Source organism: Streptomyces sp. NPDC086777, assembly GCF_040702065.1.
Classification (GTDB): Bacteria; Actinomycetota; Actinomycetes; order Streptomycetales; family Streptomycetaceae; genus Streptomyces.
Genome location: NZ_JBFBJI010000030.1, coordinates 58368 through 75297, shown reverse-complemented (window position 1 = coordinate 75297; position 16930 = coordinate 58368). Strand labels below are relative to the sequence as shown.

General features: G+C 71.7%; 11 protein-coding genes and 1 pseudogene. 3 read left to right on the top strand and 9 right to left on the bottom strand.

Annotation, left to right across the window (positions count from 1 at the left end):
* Positions 1-556 precede the first annotated feature (556 nt).
* Both AB0472_RS33555 and AB0472_RS33550 read left to right on the top strand, forming a co-directional pair.
* On the top strand, positions 557-1333 hold the full coding sequence (locus tag AB0472_RS33555; RefSeq protein WP_366362092.1) for a response regulator transcription factor: 777 nt from the start codon (positions 557-559) through the stop codon (positions 1331-1333).
* Positions 1334-2788: a HAMP domain-containing sensor histidine kinase gene (locus AB0472_RS33550; RefSeq protein WP_366362090.1), complete on the top strand. Its 1455-nt coding sequence runs from the start codon at positions 1334-1336 to the stop codon at positions 2786-2788.
* A gap of 21 nt (positions 2789-2809) precedes the next feature.
* Here AB0472_RS33550 and AB0472_RS33545 read toward each other — a convergent pair whose 3' ends face one another.
* Both AB0472_RS33545 and AB0472_RS33540 read right to left on the bottom strand, forming a co-directional pair.
* A complete protein-coding gene (locus AB0472_RS33545; protein ID WP_366362088.1) occupies positions 2810-4609 on the bottom strand; it encodes a phosphatidylglycerol lysyltransferase domain-containing protein in 1800 nt (599 codons plus the stop codon).
* Positions 4610-4740: 131 nt separating this feature from the next.
* Positions 4741-5022, bottom strand: a complete 282-nt coding sequence (locus AB0472_RS33540) for a hypothetical protein (RefSeq protein ID WP_366362086.1) — start codon at positions 5020-5022, stop codon at positions 4741-4743.
* A gap of 77 nt (positions 5023-5099) precedes the next feature.
* Between AB0472_RS33540 and AB0472_RS33535 the strand changes: the two are divergent.
* Positions 5100-5928: pseudogene (locus tag AB0472_RS33535) on the top strand (M55 family metallopeptidase).
* Positions 5929-5943: 15 nt separating this feature from the next.
* On the opposite strand, the gene pstB reads toward AB0472_RS33535, so the two are convergent.
* From pstB to pstC, 7 genes are all read right to left on the bottom strand, one after another.
* A complete protein-coding gene (gene pstB / locus AB0472_RS33530) occupies positions 5944-6711 on the bottom strand; it encodes a phosphate ABC transporter ATP-binding protein PstB (protein ID WP_366362149.1) in 768 nt (255 codons plus the stop codon).
* Between the two features lie 137 nt (positions 6712-6848).
* Entirely contained in the window at positions 6849-7763 is a 915-nt protein-coding gene (locus AB0472_RS33525; protein WP_366362084.1) for a sortase, read from the bottom strand.
* Positions 7764-7840: 77 nt separating this feature from the next.
* A complete protein-coding gene (locus AB0472_RS33520; protein WP_366362082.1) occupies positions 7841-9838 on the bottom strand; it encodes an Ig-like domain repeat protein in 1998 nt (665 codons plus the stop codon).
* Positions 9839-9991: 153 nt separating this feature from the next.
* Positions 9992-12598: a hypothetical protein gene (locus AB0472_RS33515; RefSeq protein WP_366362080.1), complete on the bottom strand. Its 2607-nt coding sequence runs from the start codon at positions 12596-12598 to the stop codon at positions 9992-9994.
* Entirely contained in the window at positions 12595-14265 is a 1671-nt protein-coding gene (gene pstS, locus AB0472_RS33510; protein ID WP_366362078.1) for a phosphate ABC transporter substrate-binding protein PstS, read from the bottom strand. The genes AB0472_RS33515 and pstS overlap by 4 nt, the downstream gene beginning before the upstream one ends.
* Positions 14265-15794, bottom strand: coding sequence for a phosphate ABC transporter permease PstA (pstA, locus tag AB0472_RS33505; protein ID WP_366362076.1), 1530 nt, complete (start codon positions 15792-15794; stop codon positions 14265-14267). Before pstA ends, pstS begins: the two co-directional genes overlap by 1 nt.
* A gap of 2 nt (positions 15795-15796) precedes the next feature.
* The gene (pstC, locus tag AB0472_RS33500; RefSeq protein ID WP_366362074.1) at positions 15797-16771 is read right to left on the bottom strand and encodes a phosphate ABC transporter permease subunit PstC; all 975 of its coding nucleotides are present in this window, start codon (positions 16769-16771) and stop codon (positions 15797-15799) included.
* Positions 16772-16930 lie beyond the last annotated feature (159 nt).

Below are 16930 nucleotides of genomic sequence, written 5' to 3'. Positions count from 1 at the left end.
GTACCCGCGGCCGAAACCCGGCCCTCACAAACCCGCGGCTACGAAGCAGGATGCGCCGACAGCGCCCCGCCAGGGGCGCGGGGAACTGCGCGAGCAGCCCCCACGCACCCGCGGCCGAAACCCGGCCCTCACAAACCCGCGGCTACGAAGCAGGATGCGCCGACAGCGCCCCGTCAGGGGCGCGGGGAACTGTGCGAGCAGCCCCCACGTACCCGCGGCCGAAACCCGGCCCTCACAAACCCGCGGCTACGAAGCAGGATGCGCCGACAGCGCCCCGCCAGGGGCGCGGGGAACTGCGCGAGCAGCCCCCACGCACCCGCGGCCGAAACCCGGCCCTCACTCACCCGCGACCATGAGCCGACGCGCCGACAGCGCCCCGTCAGGGGCGCGGGGAACTGCGCGAGCGACCCCCACGCAGCCGCGGCCGAACGACCACGGTCCGTCACCCGGATCGCGGCGTCCGGTTGCTTCTGTGACGGTGAGAGGCAGGTAAAAAGGGTGATCGTAGGCCCACTCACCCCGGCAGAACCGCCGGAGGCCTTGGCAGACTGGGGAGGTGCCCCAGACTGTGCTGCTCGCCGAAGACGACCGCGCCATCCGCCACGCCCTGGAGCGGGCCCTCACCCTGGAGGGTTATGAGGTGACGGCGGTCGCGGACGGTGTGGAGGCCCTGGCGCACGCCCACCGCACCAGCCCCGACGTCCTCGTCCTGGACGTGATGATGCCCGGCATCGACGGCCTCCAGGTCTGCCGCGTGCTGCGGGCGGAGGGGGACCGTACCCCGATCCTCATGCTGACCGCGCTGGTGGAGACCGCCGACCGGATCGCGGGACTGGACGCCGGCGCCGACGACTACGTCGTCAAGCCCTTCGACGTCGAGGAGGTCTTCGCCCGGCTGCGGGCGCTGCTGCGCCGGACCTCGCCCGTGACCACCGGCGGCGGCAGCATCGGTGGCGGCAGCGGCAGCGGCAGCGGTGGCGGCGTCGGCGGCGGTGTCGCCGCCGAGCCCGGCCGGGAGCCCCAGATCTCCGACCGGCAGGTCGAGGCGGCCGGCCTGCGGATGGACCTCCAGGCCCGCCGGGCCTGGCGCGGCCGGCGCGAGCTGGAGCTGACCCGCACCGAGTTCGAACTCCTCGAACTGCTCGCACGCAACGCGGGCATCGTCCTCGACCACTCCACGATCTACGACCGCATCTGGGGCTACGACTTCGGCCCCGGTTCCAAGAACCTCGCCGTCTACGTCGGCTACCTGCGCCGCAAGCTCGACGAGCCGGGCGCCCCGCAGCTGATCCACACCGTCCGGGGCGTGGGATACGTGCTGCGGGAGGACTGAGTGGGCCCTCTCCAGTGGCTGGAGCGGCTCACCCGGGTGCTGGCCCGGCGCCGGCCGGGCCTCGTCTCCCTGCGGACCACCTTCGTCGTCTCCTTCGCGGCGGTCACGGCCGCCGTCACGGTGGTCGTCGGCATCCTGTCGTACAACGCCGCCGCCCGGCTGGTCCGCGTCGACCAGCAGTCGGTGTTCACGCAGGTCGTCTCCGACGTCCAGGACGAGGTCAAGCAGCACCGGATGGTGCCGGAGGACTTCTCCTCCTCCCAGCCCGGCCATGACCTGGTCCGGCCCGCACGCACGGATGTCCAGGTGCTCGGCGCGCGCGGCGAGATCGTCGACCGCGGCACCCCGGTGCTGCCCGTCACCGCCGCCGACCGGGCGGCCGCCACCGCCGCGGAGGCCGGGAAGACGGTCCAGCACAAGGACGTCCAGGCCGGCGAGGACCTGTTCCGGATCGCCACGGTCGCCCTCGGCGGCGGGCGGGGCGCGGTGCAGGTGGCGCAGGAGTTCAGCGACACCGAGGACCTGCTGCAGGCGCTCCAGCAGCGGACGCTGCTGCTGATGGCGGCCGTGGTGGTGGCCGCCGGGCTGTTCGGCTGGTGGCTGGCCCGGCGGATCACCCGCCGGCTGGTGATCCTCACCGCGGCCGCGGAGAACGTGGCCCGCACCCGCCAGCTCGGTATCCAGGTGCCGGTGACGGGACTGGACGAGGTGGGCCGGCTGGGCCGCGCCTTCGACCGGATGCTGGGCCGCCTCGCCCAGTCGGAGGAGGACCAGCGGCGCCTGGTCCAGGACGCGGGCCACGAGCTCCGCACCCCGCTGACCTCGCTCCGTACGAACATCTCCCTGCTCCGTCGGATCGACGAACTCCCGCCCGCCACCCGCGACGAACTCGTCGCCGACCTCGGCCAGGAGGCGCGCGAGCTGACCGACCTGGTCAACGAACTGGTCGACCTCGCGGCCGGGCAGTCCGACAGCGAGCCCCCGCAGCACGTGGACCTGGCCGACATCGCCGAGGACGTGGCAGGGCTGGCCCGGCGCCGGACCGGACGCCAGATCGTCCTGCGCGCGGCCGGCGACACCACGACCTACGGCCGGCCCGGCATGCTGCAGCGGGCGATCTCCAACCTCGTGGAGAACGCGGCCAAGTTCGACCGCGACGGCAAGGCCCCCATCGAGATCAGCGTGACCGGCCCCGCCCGGCCCGGCACGGTCCGCGTCGAGGTCCTCGACCGCGGCCCCGGTATCGCCGAGGGCGACCTGATCCGCATCTTCGACCGCTTCTACCGCGCGGCCGACGCCCGCTCCCTGCCCGGCTCCGGCCTCGGCCTCTCCATCGTCCGCGAGGTCGCCCTCGCCCACCGCGGCGCCCCCTTCGCCTCCCGCCGGGAGGGCGGCGGCGCGGTGATCGGGTTCACGGTGGGCGGAGGGATCACGGGCGGGCCACTGCCCGTCTGAGCCGCGGTGGCCCGGACGCCGTCAGCTCCCCCAGGGCACCGTCAGGAACCCCTCCGCCCGGGCGCTCGCCAACCCGATCCTCGGGATGTCGCTGCTGCGGGCGAAGAGCAGGTAGCGGGGCTCCCACACCGGGCGGTACTTGGCGTTCGCGCGGTACAGGGACTCGATCTGCCACCAGCGGGAGAAGAAGGTGAGGGTCGCGTGCCACAGGCGCAGGACCGGGCCCGCGCCGAGGCGGGAGCCGCGTTCGAAGACCGAGCGGAACATCGCGAAGTTCAGGGAGACGCGGTCGACCTTCAGTTCCGCGGCGCGGAGGAGGAGTTCGACGACCATGAATTCCATCAGGCCGTTCTCGGAGTTGCGGTCGCGGCGCATCAGGTCCAGGGAGAGGCCCTGTTCGCCCCAGGGGACGAAGCTGAGGAGGGCGCGGGGGGTGTCGTCCGCGTCCCGGCACTCCAGCATCACGCAGCGGCCGTCCGCCGGGTCGCCGAGGCGGCCGAGGGCCATGGAGAAGCCGCGTTCGGTGGCACCGTCGCGCCAACTGTCGGCCCGCTCCATGAGCATCGCCATCTCGTCGGCCGGGATGTCCTCGTGACGGCGGATGCGGACCGTGTAACCGGCGCGCCGGACCCGGTTGTGGGCCTGGCGGACCACGCGCATCGCACGGCCCTCCAGGGTGAAGTCGGCGATGTCGACGATGGCCTCGTCGCCGAGTTCCAGGGCGTCCAGGCCGTGCCGGGCGTAGACGGTGCCCGCCTCCTCGCTCGCGCCCATGACGGCCGGCGTCCAGGCGTGCTGCCGGGCCTCCGTCAGCCAGGCGTCGATCGCGCCCGGCCAGGCCTCCGGGTCGCCGATCGGGTCGCCGGAGGCGAGGCTGACGCCGCCGACGACGCGGTAGGTGACCGCCGACTTGCCGGTGGGGGAGAAGATCGCCATCTTGTCGCGGCGCAGCGCGAAGTAGCCGAGGGAGTCGCGGGCGCCGTGCCGCTCCAGCAGACCGCGCAGCCGGTCCTCGTCCTGCGGGCTGAGCAGGCGGCGGCCGCGCGGGGACCGGAAGCCGGCGAAGAGGACCAGGCAGAAGGCGGCGGCGAGCAGGAAGTTGATGACGATGTCGGCCCAGCGGGGGGCGTGCACCGCGGTGACGTGGTCGGCGAGCGGGCCGACGCTGACACCCCGCAGCAGGGTGTAGGCGATCTCGTCGGGCAGGGTCGCGCCGGGGACCTTGTTCGTGGCGTGCACGAGGAGGGTGCCCAGGCCGCCGGTCACCAGGACGCCCGCGGCCCCCACCGCCAGCGCCGTCTTCGGGTTCGACGGGTCGCCCACCGCGTTGAACTCCCGGCGGCTGATCAGCAGCGCGGCCACGAAGAGGCCGGTGACGGCCGCCGAGACCCAGTTGAAGGCGTGGGCGCGGTACTCGTGCTGGGTGAGGGCGAGGACGTAGAGGGCGAACAGCGGGGCGGACAGGACCAGGTTGACCACCCAGGCCGCGCGCTTGCGGCGGCGCATCACCAGCACGAAGAAGATGGCGAGGGCGGCCGAGACCAGGCCCGCCGTGGCCAGGTACGGGGTGAAGAACTGGCCGGAGTGGTGCGCGTGCTGCCGGTGCAGGTGCAGAGTGATGCGGCCGTTGTTGTGCTCGTCGACCTCCTGGCGGAACGGGAGCGAGACCACCGCCACTATGTTCAGTACGGCGATCACGCGCAGGTACCAGACGGTGAAGTCGGCGGCCAGCCCGGGCAGTGCGCCGCCGGACGCGCCGGTGGGGGCGCGGAGGGCGGCGGAGACGCGGGCCGGGATCAGGGTCGACAGCTGTGCGGGCATGGGGACCGGTCACCTTGGGGACGGGGAGCGGGTTGACGGAGGGCTGACCCTACAGTCCGTAGGGTAACGGTGGGAGGCGGGGGAGCGATCCGCCGTGGTACGGAATACGGTGTGAAGCGGCGCACCGCCTCTTACGGAGCAAGAGGGGCCTGCGCCCGTTCCCGTTCCACTCGCCGCCGGGCCGCCAGCATCCACGCCAGGTTTCCGATCGCCGCCCCCGCCGCCACTGCGGCCACGATCACCCCGCCGGTCGCCAGCCCGTCGCTGAACAGGTGCGGGCGCCGGTCGAGGCTGTGCAGGCCGAAGCCGGACAGCTCGTACACGCCCACCGCCGCGACCAGCAGGCTCGCCACCAGCACCGCCACCGTGGGGGCGAGGCTGCGCCGCGCCTCCTGCGTGTCCGTGCCCTGCATGAGTACCCCCGTGAGCTGACGAGCCGCCGTGGCCGATGGGGAACCTACAATACGTAGGGTCCGGACAGCCTCAGGACGTGCGCATCTACATCAGCGTGGACATGGAAGGCCTCACCGGGCTCGTCGACCGGGACGATGTGCGGCCCGGCGGCCGGGACTACGACCGCGGCCGGTCGATGATGGCCGAGGACGTGAACGCGGCGCTACGCGGGGCGGTGGCCGCCGGGGCGACCGAGGTGCTGGTCAACGACGCCCACGGGCCGATGCGGAACCTGCTCCCCGAGCACCTGCACCCCGCGGCCCGCCTGGTGCGCGGCAAGCCCAAGAAGATGATGATGCGAGGGGCTCACGGCGGAGCACGACGCGGCGATATGTGTCGGTTACCACTCCCGGGCCGGTGCCCCCGGTGTGCTGGGTCACAGCTTCATGGGCCACGAGATCGAGGACATCCGGCTGGACGGCAGGCCCGCCGGCGAGATCGGGCTCGCGCACGCCACCGCCGCGGCTTTCGGCGTCCCGGTCGTGGCCCTCACGGGTGACGACGCGGCGTGCGCCGAGATGACGGCCTGGGCGGAATCGGTGGTCACCGTGCCCGTGAAGTAGGCCCGGGACCGGTTCGCCGCCGAGCTGCGCCCGGCGGAGGAGGCCCGCCGGGCGATCGAGGAGGGGGTGCTCGCGGCCCTGACGCCCGTACCGAAGCGGCCCGCCGGACCCGAGGGCGCGTCGGTGCTCGCGGTGCGCCGGCAGTCCGCCTCCGTCCCCGCCGTCCTCCTCGGCATCCCCGGGGTGACGGCCCTGGACAGCCGTACCGTGCAGGCCGGTGGTCCGCTGCCCGCCCTCTACCGCCGGTTCGGCGTCTGGATGCGGGTTGCCTCCTCGCTCACCAACCAGCCGCCGTACTGCTGACCCCCGCTGGCGGGCTCAGCCGAAGCGGCCGGCCACGTAGTCGGCCGTCCGCTGGTCCTGCGGGGAGTTGAAGACGGCCTCGGTGTCGCCGTGCTCGACGATGCCGCCCGGGGTGCCCTGCTCCGCCAGGAAGAACGCGCACTGCTGGGAGACCCGCGCCGCCTGCTGCATGTTGTGGGTGACGATGACGATCGTCACCTGCCCGGCCAGGTCCTGGATGGTCTCCTCGACGCGGCGGGTGGAGGTGGGGTCCAGGGCCGAGCACGGCTCGTCCATGAGCAGGACCCGGGGCCGGACCGCGAGGGCCCGCGCGATGCACAGGCGCTGCTGCTGGCCGCCGGAGAGGGCGCCGCCCGGCTGGCGGAGCCGGTCGCGGACCTCCTTCCACAGGCCGGCGCGGGTCAGCGACTCCTCGACCAGGACGTCCTTCTCCCGGCGGGTCACCTTCGTGCCGGTCAGCTTCAGGCCCGCCACCACGTTGTCGTAGATCGACATCGCCGGGAACGGGTTCGGCTTCTGGAAGACCATGCCGATCCTGCGGCGGGCGTCGGTCAGCCGCCAGGACGGGTCGTAGATGTCCTCGCCCTCGAAGAGGACCTCGCCGCCGAACTGCGCCGACGGGATCAGCTCGTGCATCCGGTTGAGGGTGCGCAGGAACGTGGACTTGCCGCAGCCGGACGGGCCGATCAGCGCGGTCACCTCGCCCGCGGGCATGGTCAGCGACACCTGGCTGAGCACCTGGTGGGAGCCGAACCAGGCGGAGACGGCACGGGCTTCGAGCATGGCGGGCGCGGGGCCTTCCACCACGGCGGTGGCGGCGGGCAGCACGGCGGTGTCGGTCATCTCGGGGGTCACGGCGGTCTCGGTCGTCTCGGTCACTACGGTCGTTTCGGTTGTCTCGGTCACTTCACTCACCTCGGTCACAGCAGGTTCGGCAGCAGTTCGGTGGTCCGCGTCGCGACCTGGAGGCCGAGCACCGCGACGACCGGGGCGAAGACGACCCACGTCTGGTGGCGGCCCCAGCGGTGCCAGGTCCAGACGGCGGCCACGGCGGTGAGGAGCAGCGCCTGCAGCCACATCACCAGCGGCCACGGCACCCCGGAGGGGCGGGCCAGCGGCTCCTCGGAGCCCGGCAGGGTGCCGGCCCGGATCACGGCCGACGGGGTCTGGAACGGTGCGGAGACCATGTCGGCGTCGACGCGCAGCACGCCCGAGGGCATGAACTTCGGGCCGGTCGCGGTGATGAGGACGATCCGGCTCTTGCCCGCGGCCAGCGCCGTCGGCGCCGGGTCGCCGGCCCGCCGGACGTCGATGACCTGGAACTTCGCCTTGCCCTGGCCGGTGGTGACGGAGAACGTGTCACCGGTGGCGAGCCGCGGGAGCGTGCCGAACGGGCCGCCGTAGGCCGCCGCCCGGCCCATCAGCACGCTGGTGCCGGCCTGGCCGGGCATCGGGGTGTCCCGGCGGTGACCGGGACCGTCGGTCAGCACCGAGGAGTCGGTGCCCTCCAGGATGACCTGGCTCAGGCCCAGCTTCGGTATCTCGACGAGCGCGACCGGTGTACCGGGCGCCAGCAGCTTGCCGTCCTGCCCGGTCTGCGCCACCGGGGCGGTGCCGAGCGCCAGTTGCTCGCGCAGCTGGTCGAAGTCGGCGTGCTGGGCCGAGTGCTCCTGGGCGCCGCTGATCACCAGCAGCTGGGCGGTGATGCCGAGCAGCAGGGCGGCGAGACTGAGCAGTCCGCCGCGCGAGAGGTGGCGGACGAAGGTGAGGCTGCGGACGGGCCTGCGGGGCACGGCCGGAGCCAGGGGTCTCGGTGTCGGTACGGCGACGGTCATGGCGGCCCGCCTCCTTCGGATGAATAGGTGAGGGGCCGCCGGGAGCCGTCCGGGCTCCCGGCGGGCCCGTCAGAGGGTCACTTGCTGGTGATGGTGAAGTTGGCGCCGGCCTTCGAGTTCACGGTCGAGGAACCGACGTAGAAGGCGTGCAGGGTGTGCTTGCCCTTGGACAGCTTCGGCAGGGTGACGGTGACCTTGCCGCCGCTCAGGGTGCCGGTCGCGATGACCTTGGAGCCCTGGTAGATGCGGACGGTGCCGGTCGGGGTGGTGCCGGAGGCGGTGACCTTGACGGTGACCTTGGCCTTGGCGGTGTGGCTCACCGAGGTCGGGTGCGAGGTGGAGACGGACGCCGTCGCCTTGGTGATCTTCAGGGATACCAGGGCGGAGGACGCGTTCAGGCTGGAGCTGCCCGCGTAGGAGACCGACAGCGAGTGGGTGGCGACCTTGAGGTGGTTCGACAGGCCGATGGAGACCTTGCCGGACGCGTCCAGGGTGCCGGTGCCGACGACGGCGGTGCCGTCCTTGACGGTGACCTTGCCGGTCGGCTTCACCCCGTGCGAGCCGGCGACGGTGACGGAGACCTTCGGGACCTTGCCGTAGGCGGTGGTGGCGGTGGTGGCCTTGGTGGTGCTCGTGTACTTGACCGCACCCTTCCAGGTGGCGTCCGCTCCGGCGCCGACGATGTTGTAGCCGGTGACCGTGGCGGTGTAGGTGCCGGTCGCCAGACCGGGGAAGGAGTACGTCGTGGTGGTGGCCGGGACGTCCTTGGTGGAGACGACCGCGCCGTCCGCGTCGGTCAGCGTCACCCGGTAGTCGGTCAGCGGCAGCGGGGTGGCGGCCGGAGCGGTCCAGGACAGCTTCAGGCTCGCGTCGCCCACGGTCGTCTTCAGGGTGGCCGCCGCCGGCACCGTGTTGGCGGAGGAGAGGCCCTCCAGGCCACCCTGCAGGGCGTGCTTGGCCTGCAGGTTGATGGAGCCGTTGTACGGCTCGTTGACGAAGCCGAAGGCCGAGATGACCTTCTCGGCGCTCTCCGACGCCAGCTGGGCGGTGTGGCTGCCGCTGGTGACGAAGATGTCGTACAGGTCCTTGTTGAAGAAGACGCTGGTCGGGTCGATCGCGCGGCTCGGGACGACGTTGTAGACGTCACGGCCGAACGTCGAGTTCTCGTAGTAGGCCTGCACCGGGGCCAGCTTGCCGTTCACCGTGGTGACCGGGCTGGTGGCACCGGTGTCGCCGGGCAGCGTGATGGAGGCCAGGTGACCGCCGGCGGCGGCAGCGGCCTTGCTGTAGTCGGGGGAGACGCCGTTGTTCTGGGCGATCCAGGAACCGACGGAGAACGGGACGAGCGCGCCGTCCTCGGTGAGGGCCGTGTTGGCCTGGTTCTCCTGGACGACCTGGACGTTCGCACCGAGCGGCGTGGTGGACATGCCGATCGCCGCCAGGAAGAACTTGCGGGTGCCCGAGCCGTCCTGCGGGATCTTCGGGTGCAGGGTCTGGCCGTTCAGCTCGGTGAGCGAACCGGAGTAGATCTCGAACAGCTGCTGCTTGGTCAGCGAGTCCAGGGCGGAGCCCTTGACCGCGACACCGACCGCGTCACGCGCCATCGGGACGTAGGTGAGAGCGGAACCGAGGGTGGACGGGCCGCCGGAGGAACGGGCGAAGTCGACCTGGCCCTTGATGACGGTACCGGTGCCGGCCGGGAACTTGTCGCCGGTCAGCGACGCGGACAGCGCCTTCTGGCCGTTGCCGGAGCCGTTCGGGCGGGTGAACGCCGTACCGCCGGAGCGGGTGACGATGGTGGACGTGGTGGAGCCGGTGCCGGGCTCGATCGCGTCGTACGAGGCGATACCGGCGCCGTTCGCCGACTTCACGGCGGTGGCGGCGTAGCTGTTGCCGTTGACGGTGTCGCCGGCCAGGGCGTTGACCACGTCCTGGGTGGTGTCCGAGCCCACGCCGACCAGCTGGCGGAAGGTGCCGGCGGGGGTGGGGTCGGCGAGTGCCGGGGTGGCGAGGGCCAGACCGCCGGCCACCACGGCCGCGGCGACGAACGCCGCCGAGGAGCGCATTCTGCGCATCGAGAGTCTCCTGACGAGAGCTAGCTAGCTGGGGTGTTGCCAGAGGATCTGGCAGGGTGGTGCGGGCCGTCCGCCCCGACTGCCTTTCGGGGCGGGCGGCCGTCTGTGGGGGAGCACTGGGCTCCGTGGGGCGCCCTTCAGGGGCGCGGGGCGTTATCGATGTGCGGCTCCGCCGCGTGGGCGCGACCAGCCACGACGCACCCGCAGACGACGTACGGCCGTCGTCACGGAAGCAATCGACAGCTGACGGCCACCGGCGAAGGGCGCACCCGCTCCGGCCACGGCCCCGAGCGCGGCACCGACCGGCACGGCATAGCGCAGCGGGTTGGCCGGGTCCGCCGGCGTGTTGCCGGCCGCGGTCGTCTCCAGCGCCTTGCCGCCCCCGAACGACGCCGACGCACTCGGCGAGGCGCTGGTGCCACCGGCCCCGGTGCCCGTGCCGCCGACGGCGCTCGCGCCCGCGGTGTCACCGGCGGAGCCGGGCGCGCCGTCACCGGAGGTGTTCGTGCCGCCGCCGTCGGCCGAACCGGTGTCGGCGGGGCTGGGGCCCGTGTAGTGGAGCAGCGCGTCGGCGGCCTTGCCGGCCTGTGCGCGCAGCGTCCGGGAGAGCGGGGCATAGCCGACGGGCAGCTTGCCCGGGTCGGAGCCGGAGGTCTGGCCGGCGGCCGCCGCGTAGCGCAGCAGGGCAGCGTAGTCCTGGCGGGCCGCCTTGCTCACCTTGCCGGGGCGTACGGCCGCGTAGACCAGTTGGGCCAGCGGATAGGCGTCTTTCGCCGTGGCGTTCGCCGGGGTGATCTCGGCGACGCCGGAGCCGGAGGCGGTCGCGGCGGCCGCGGTCAGGCTCGCCGCGGTCGGGGCGACGAACCTGCCCGCGCTGTTCTCCAGTTCGGCGGTCTGCAGCCCGTAGCGAGCGGCGGAGGCCACGTCCGTCACTGTGATCACGAAGCGTGAGCCGACCGTCTGCGGACCGACGCTCTTGTACGCGGGCGGGCTGGCCAGCTGGTCCCAGCTGGACTTCCACAGCGTGTCCGCGCGCCGGGTGTGCAGGGCGCCGGCGTGCATGTCGTCCACGTAGGGGTGGAAGTCGGTCATGCACTGCTTGTCGTCTTCGGGAGCGCCCGAGCCGGGCGGGACCGTGCACCAGGGGTCGTTCTTCGGGTACTCGTCGGTGTTCGACGGGTCGAAGGCGGCGCCGGACGGGTTCAGGTCCGCGTTGGTGCTGTAGTACGGGTTGACCCGCATCCCGTCGTCGTCGGGGACACCGGCGAGGAACTGCCGGGCGTCCTTGTCGGAGGCGATCCACTGCCAGAGCGCGCGGGCGGTGTCGGTGTGGCCCAGCGAGGTCATCAGGTCGGTGTCGGTGGCCGGCGTCTCGGCGACCGAGAGATTGGCGAACTCGGGGTTCAGGGCGATGAACTCGGGGTCGGACGCGAGACCCGCCGGGTTGTTCTTCGCCCAGCCGTAGCCCTTGGCGACGCCGCTGTTGAGCACCGAACCCCAGGTCGAGTTGCGGTACGACTCGGTCAGCAGCTTGGCGAGCAGGCGGGGATCGAGCTTGATCGACTCGACCTTGGTGCCCGCCAGTTTCTGGACGCTCTCCGGCGCGGTGGACTTGGGTCTGCGTTCGATGGTGAATCCGATGACGGCCCCGCTCAGTGCGACGGGTGCGTAGGTCGTCGTGCCCGATGGTGCGGTGGTGCCCTGGTCGACGCCGAGTCTGCGGGTGGTGAAGGCGAGGCCGGTGGAGCCGTCCGAGATGAGCCGGGCCCGGGTGTTGGGCTCGCCGTACTCGGTGTAGCTGTAGACCTTGCCCTCCGAGCACAGGGTGGCCTGCCAGCTGGTCATCGCGTCGGCCACCAGCTCACTGCCCGTGGTCGGACGTTCGTCCGAGCCGAGGGCGCAGTTGGTGCCCACGCTGTTGAAGTCCAGCCTGACGGCGACCCGGTTCTTCCAGTTGGTCGAGGAGACCGGGGAGCCCGCATTGACGTGGCTCTGGTCCGCGTACGGTTTGCCGTCCAGGTCGAGATGGCCCTGCGGGACGATCACCAGCCAGCAGGAGCGGGGCTTGGTGACTCCGTCGGTGGTGACGGGTACGCCGCAGCCGAGGTGCGGTGCCTCGTTCGCGGTCTGGACCTCGAAGTACTCCTGGCCCTTGCCGTCGGCGCTGGTGCGGGCGAAGTCGACCTCGTTGGTGGTGTTGTAGTTGAAGAGGGGGTTGTTCTGGGTGTTTCTGGTGATGGTGGTGCCGTCCACCGACTTGAAGGGGACCTCGCCGGGGGCGTTCGGGTTGGTGGCGCCGTACCGGTCGTCCTGGCCGTAGTTGGTGGGGTCGGCGCTGTAGAAGATCTGCCGGGTGTCGTCCGTCCCGTTGCCCGGCCAGCCGCCGCGGTCCGTGGAGGGGGAGGCACCGAACTGGCACTGCGTGCGCGCCGGGCCGGGGTTGGCCGGGACCGTGCCGTCGTCGTCGCCCCAGCACTGCATGATCTGCACGAAGTCGGTGTTGAACTGCGAGCCCGCGAACGTGGTCGGCGTGCCGCCGGTCCAGCTCACCGAGATGGCCTGGCTGGTGAGGTGCGTGGTCTGGCTGACCGTGAACTTCATGTCCTTGAACTCGCCGCGGCCGGACACCGTCACGGCGGATCCGGCGCTGCTCGCCGCGGTGGCGGACGGGGCTGCCTGGGCCACGGCGAGACCGGCGAGGGCTCCGACGGTGGCGCCGGCGAGGAGCCGGACGAAGGCGTTTGTGATCCGTCGTCTCATCGGGTACTCCCGTCGTCCGAACGGCCGTTGCCCTTGCTGCCCACCAGTCGGGAGACCAGCGAGGGCAGCAGGAGCAGGCCGAAGACCAGGACCGCGGCCAGCAGCATCAGCGTCTGGGTTCCGGTCCAGCCGTGCGCGGTGGCCACGGCGACCGGCTGGGCGAGGGCGACGGTGCCACCGGTGGCCGTCCCGCCGGTGGCGGATCCGCCGGCCGTGGTGCCGTCCGGGGAGATGGTCTGGCCGGTGTCGGGGTCGACCGACGGCTGGGCGCTGGATCCTCCGGAGGCGCCGCCGCCGTCGGTGCCGGTGCCGGTCGTGCCGCTGCCACCGGTGCTGCCGCTGCCTCCGGAGGTGCCGCCGCCGTTGTTGCCGGAACCGGTCTTGGTGCCGCCGGTACCCGTGGTGCAGGGCGCGGCGCCCTTCTTGTCGCAGGCCGCGGGGTAGGGCGCGGTCTGGGCGAGCCGGTTCTGGCCGGTGGTGGTGAAGGTCGGGTTGTTGCAGTTCTTGATGTTGATGTTCTGCGCCCGCACACCGGGGATACGGCGGATCTGGTCGAAGCCGGCCTGGACGAGGTTGATCGGGAGCGGCGAGTAGCCGAGTTTTGGTGCCTGTTGCTGGCCCTGGCACATGAAGTAGTACGAGAACGCGCCGAGCGTCTTGCCCTTGGCCTCGGTGAAGGTGCCCTGCACCTTCAGCGGCAGGATCATGTACGAGTAGCTGGACAGCGGGTAGTTGCGCTTGTCGCTGTCGTTGTAGACGCCGTCGAGCTGCTGGGTGAGGTAGTCCGCCGAGTTCCTGTTGGTGTTGATCTTCGCCTTGAGGAGCGAGACCGCCACGTTCGACGGGGTCGGCTCGGTGTAGTAGCCCGCGTGGTTCAGGACCTTGGCGACGGGATACCGCGCGTTGATGGCGTACGAGTAGTTGACGTAACCGATCGCGCCCTCGCCGTAGTTCTGGGCGACGTAGCCGGCGACCCCGAGGTCACCGGACTGGGCGATCATGCCGGAGACGGTGGGGTAGTACGACGTCTGCCCGCACGATCCCGAGCGGCCGACCTTGGCGCAGTAGGCGTTCCACAGCGACTTGTGCTGGTTCGCCATCCACATCGTGAACTGGGCGGTGGAGCCGGAGCCGTCGGAGCGGACGACGGGGACGATGGTGCGGTGCGGGAGCTGCAGGCCGGGGTTGTCGGCCTTGATCGTCGGGTCGTCCCAGGTCTTGATGACCCCGGTGAAGATCTTGGTGACCACGTCGCCGGAGAGGCGGAGGTTGTTGACCCGCTTGCCGTTGACGGTGAGGTGGTACATGAACACCGTGCCGCCGGCCACGATCGGCATGTAGGCGTACGACCCGGAGGCCGGGCGCTCGGCCGCGCTGCCATCGGTGGGATTCGTCTGGAACGGGATGTCGGAGACGGCGAAGTCGACGGTGCCGGAGAGGAACTGACGGCGGCCGTCGGAAGAGCCGGTGCCGGCGTAGCTGATGCGCATGCCGTACTGGTTGACGGCGCGACGCCATTCGTCGACGGCGTTCTCGGCCCAGGTGGAGCCGGCGCCCGCGATGGGGGTGTAGGAGTCGGCCGAAGCGGGGGTGGCTGTGCTGATGATGCCTATGAGAGCGGCCAGGATGCCCAGCCGTCTCAGGGCGTTGATGACAAGGCTGGACATCAGTGCGCGTCTCCTGTGGCTGGGTCTGTGTTCCCACCCGCACCACCCGTGCGGGGTTCGTGGTCGGGTGCGGGTGGCCCCTGAAGGGGGCCGTCGGCGGGTGCGGATGCGTTGTCTTCGGGGGACTGCTCGCCGTTGTCGGCCGCGGGTGCGTCCGGGCTGGGCGCGCCGTTCCCCGCGCCCCTTCCGGGCCGCTCGGCGTGGCCGTCGCCTTCGGAAGGACCGGTGTGCGCGCTGCTTTCGGGGCGCTCGGTCCCGACGTCGCCTTCGGCGGGGCCGGTCTCGAACAGCTCAAGTCCCGGCGTGTGGAGTTCGGCGAATCTCGTGGTGTCCCGGCGGGACGCCCTCGCCGCCCTTCTCGCCTGGCGCTTGTTCTGGTGGCCGGGGCCGCGGCCGCCGATCACGCGGGCGATGACGAAGAGGATCAGGACGAGCGCCATCAGGACCGCCGCCGCGCCGAAGCCGCGCGCGATCATCGTGGGCTCGGGGGACTTGACGAAGTTGAAGACGGCCAGCGGCAGGGAGACCATCGGGCCGTTCGTCGGGTCGGCGTTGAGCGCTGCCGTGAAGCCCGCCGTGAGCAGGACCGGGGAGGTCTCGCCGATGCCGCGGGCGGTACCGAGGATGACGGCGGTGGCGAGGCCGGAGCGGGCCGTCGGCAGGACCACGTGCCAGACCGTCCGCCAGCGCGGGGCGCCGAGCGCCTCGGACGCCTCCGTGAGGGTGCCGGGGACCAGGCGCAGCACGACGTCCGCCGCGCGGATCACGATCGGCAGCATCATCACGCTGATCGCGAAGCCCGCCGCCAGACCCGACTTCTGCATGCCGAGGTTGAGGATCCAGACGGCGTAGACCATCAGGCCGGCCACGATGGACGGCAGCGCGGTCATCGCCTCGACGATCGTGCGGACGAACCGGGAGAAGCGGCCGGGTATCTGGTTCAGGTACACCGCGCAGGCCAGGCCCAGCGGGACCGTGATCGCCAGCGCGATGGCGATCATGATGAGCGTGCCGAGCATGGCGTGCGCGATGCCGCCGTGGGTCAGCGGGTCGAGCGGACCCGCGGCCTGCATGTCCTGGGTGAAGAAGTTGGCGTGCGGCAGGGCCTCCCGGCCGCGCCACGCGGTGAAGCCGACGACCAGCGTGAGCGCGGCGAACATCAGGCCGCCCGCCGACCACAGGACGACGGTCATCACCCGGTCCCGTACGGCCTGCCCGTCCTCCTCAAGCCCTGTCAACACCGCGTAGATGCCCAGGAACGAGAGGTATGCGGTGACGAAGAACCCCAGTGCGCCGGAGAACGGCGCGAGTTCGCCGAAGAGCAGGACGGCGACGCACAGCCCGGAGGCGGCGGCGCCGGACACCGACAGCACACCGGAGCGGGTGACCCCGCCGATCCGGCGCGGCACGTCGGGAAGCACGGCGACGGCCGCGGCGTCGGAGGTCTCCGCGGCGGCGCTCACGGGGGTGCCGGGGGTGTCCTGCGGGGCGTCCTGGGGAGCGCCCTTCTCAAGGTCTACGACGGTCATCGTCAGGCCTCGCTCTGTGCGCCGGACCGTGACCGCGCCACGATCGAGGAAGCGGTGAAGTTGACCGCGAGGGTCAGCAGGAACAGCGCCAGGCCTGCCGCCATCAGCGCGGACATGCCGAAGGTGGAGGCGTCGCCGTAGTGCAGGGCGATCAGGGAGGAGACCGAGTTCGAGCCGGTCTGCAGGATGTGCGGCTGGATGGTGAAGACCGGGGAGATGATCAGGTAGACCGCGATGGTCTCGCCGAGGGCGCGGCCCAGGCCCAGCATGGTGCCGCCGATGATCCCGCCCATGCCGTACGGCAGCACGACCGAGCGGATCATGCCCCACCGGGTGGCGCCGAGCGCGTAGGCGCCCTCCCGTTCACCGGCCGGCGCCTGCGCGAACACCTCGCGCATCACCGAGCACTGGATCGGCGCGACCATCAGGGCCACCACGATGCCGGCCACGAAGGTGGAGGCGGTGTAGACGCTCTGGGAGGCGAGCGGTTCGCCCGGCTGGGTGCCGTCGACGTGCAGGAAGGGGATCCACCCGAACCAGTCCGACAGCCACCGGGACAGCCCGATCACATGCTGCTGCAGGAAGAAGAGGCCCCACAGGCCGTAGACCACGGACGGCACGGCGGCCATCAGGTCGACCATGGAGACGAGCGTGCGGCGCAGCGGCCGGGGCGCGATGTCCGAGATGAACAGGGCGGTCCCGAGGGCCAGCGGCACGCTGATCGTGACGGCCACGGCGGCGATGAGAAGGGTGCCGGTGAGCACGGCCGCGATGCCGAAGCGGTGCACGTCCGGCTGCCATTCGGCGGTGGTGAGGAAGCCCCAGACCCCTCTGGTTCGCAGCGCCTGCGCGGCCCGGAGCAGCAGGAACAGCCCTACGGCAGCCATGATGGCGAGGACGGTGACGCCCGAGGCCGTCAACTGGACCCGGAAGATGCGGTCCCCGAGCCCCCGGGCGGCCGACAGCTGCCTGGGCACGGGTCTTTCGGATTCCGCCCCTGCGGAACCCTTGAGCGCGGACACCACTGTGCCCCCCCTATACGGAAACGAATGGCCCCCTACGCGGCTCCAACGGGTGGCCGCGCGGGTCGAGTCAATGGCCGGTTCCTTGCGCACCAACACGTCGAATGTGGAGAA